The organism is Pseudomonas sp. 05T35 (assembly GCF_056396605.1).
Window position 1 is genome coordinate 1 of record NZ_JBFTLU010000585.1, and the last position, 2,317, is coordinate 2,317.

General features: G+C 55.6%; 3 protein-coding genes. All 3 read left to right on the plus strand.

Annotated features, from left to right (window positions below; all coding sequences use genetic code 11):
• Window positions 1–112: 112 nt before the first annotated feature.
• Window positions 113–343, plus strand: a complete 231-nt coding sequence (locus tag AC1DH9_RS27555; RefSeq protein ID WP_427532402.1) for a hypothetical protein — start codon at window positions 113–115, stop codon at window positions 341–343.
• Between the two features lie 97 nt (window positions 344–440).
• Complete coding sequence (locus AC1DH9_RS27560) at window positions 441–707, plus strand: hypothetical protein (protein WP_477806165.1); 267 nt, start codon at window positions 441–443, stop codon at window positions 705–707.
• 377 nt (window positions 708–1,084) lie between these two features.
• Window positions 1,085–2,317: molybdopterin cofactor-binding domain-containing protein (locus AC1DH9_RS27565; protein WP_477809174.1), on the plus strand; the 1,233-nt coding region annotated here is incomplete at its 3' end.

The window sequence follows — 2,317 nt, forward strand, 5'->3', positions numbered from 1 at the left end:
GTGGCAAATCTGGGAGTTGCATCCAGTGCACAAGAGGGTTATCAAGTCTTTTGCAGTGGAAACGATTTTCAGAGCGTCGCATCGAGTGATGCATGACGCGGAGGGAATTGCCATGTTACTCAACAAACCCGAGCACGAACTGCGCAGCGATTTCCAGAACCTTGCATCTGATATGCGATGGTCGGCAGTGGAGCTCAAAGCCATAGCCGAGCGGCTGAGACAGACAGGTAATGAGGTCGATGCCCAGTCACTGCTGAAGACGTGTCAGGTGTTGGAGACCGCCGAAGAACGGCTGGCCCTCTACGCGAGCGAAGTGAAGGCTCATCGTATACACCTTGAATAAGCCTGGGCCGCCATTGCAGCTCGCTCAGGGCTGCCAGTTTGGCTCTGCGGCAGCATTGCAGATTTTTCGGAACAATGGAGATTTCCAGGCGTCTCACATGAGGTTGCCGCACAGAGTCGGGAGATATACCCAGTTGAAGGAAAGGTTATCAAGTCTTGCAGTTGTCACGTTAATGGCAATTGGTGGCATTTCGTTGCTGTTCGTTGCTAAATACTGCATTGAATACTTCGTAGGCCCCATTGCTGAATCATTGATCGATCTCGCGCTCGTCCTCTCGGGCTATGTACTGTTCTTTCTTCTTGAACCCATTCGCAAGTCGGTCAGTAAAAAATGGAGCAAAGGAGGGGAGCGGAAAAAGATATAGCACGGGAGTATGAGGGGGCGTTGATAAGGTGCTGGCTTCCGTGGGGGCTATGATATTTCCGTAACCATGACAACCCTTTCACGAAGTCTTCACCCTTACCAGCCTAGATTGACCTGACTCCTTTGAGATATCCCCTTCAAGCCCGCCCGCATGCGGGCTTTTTTTCGTCCTCAATATTGTCCATTCGTCGACAGGCTCTCCAATGAGTCTCTATTTATTACTTTTGCCGAGGCCTGACAAATTCGATAAAGTTAACCATTAGGTCAGCTTTTCGGCTTTTCAGCCCTTCGTATCGTCAGGAGGGCTCCTGAGACCAGAGATTTCCCTGTACACCATAACGACATGGGCGGAATTCATAACCGTCCAGAGGATGATCCATGTCCAACCGTGATATATCCCGGCGCTCCTTCCTGCAGGGCGGGTTGATCGCTGGCGTCAGTGTGACGCTGACCCCGCTCAGCTCCCAGGCGCTGGCTGCCTTGATGGAAAACAGCGTGACCGTGCCGTCCGAGCAATGGCTCGGCAACAACGGCAAGGCACGCATGCGCAATGACTCATTGTCCAAGGTCTGCGGCAGCAAGGTATTTGCCCGCGACATCCGGGCCAAGGACATGCCGGGCTGGCCGCAGCAACAAGGCCACGCGATGCTGCTCAAAACCATTCGCGCCGACCGCATTTATGACGGATTCGACCTGTCGTTGCTGGGTGCCGAATTGCAGCCTGATCGCATCGTCACCGCTGAAGACCTGGACAAGGACGGCATCGTTTTCCCTGAAGACCACGCGCCCGATCCGCTGCTGCCAACCGGCAAGGTGCCGATGTTCATCGGCCACCCGGTAGCGATCCTGATCTGGAACGACTTCGAGCGTTTCCGCCAGGCCAAGAACATGCTCAAGTTCAACGACAAAGCGATTCGCTATGGCGCCAAGGCGCCGTTTTACACGCGCGATCCTTATGGCAGTTTCCGTTACGTGCGGGTCGGTGGGGCGACCTCGGCAGATGAAGATGAATTCGCCAGCCTGAAGGACTCGATCCTGTTCCCGATGATTCGCGAACGGCGTCCGGTGTGGAACGCCCAGCCGAACCTGCATGGCAACCTGACCGAGCGCGGTCTGTTTTACGCCGATCGCATGAAGCAGCAACTGGAAAACCCGCCAGAAGGCYGGATGGTTTTCGACGAGCGCTACAAGACGCCGTCGATTGAACCGGCTGCAATGGAACCGGACAACGGCAACGGTTGGTACGACCCGGCGACCAGGACCCTGCATTTTGTCGTCGCGACCCAGTGTCCGCTGGAGGCTGCGACCGAAACCGCGAAGATGATCGCGCCGTCGCGGTTTGGCTTGAGCACGCTGAACATGCACCCTGGCTACACCGTCGGCTACGGCTCCAAAGACCACAACATCTTTGTCTACTATGCGGCTTTGGCGGCGTTGTATGGCGGCGGTATGCCGGTGCGTCTGGCCAACGACCGTTACGAGCAGTTCCAGAGTGGTATCAAGCGTCATCCGTTCGACATTCGCTACCAGTTGGCCGTCGATAAGCAGGATCACACTTTCAAGATTTTCCGCGCGGACATGAGCGTCGACGGTGGTGGGCGGATCAACTAC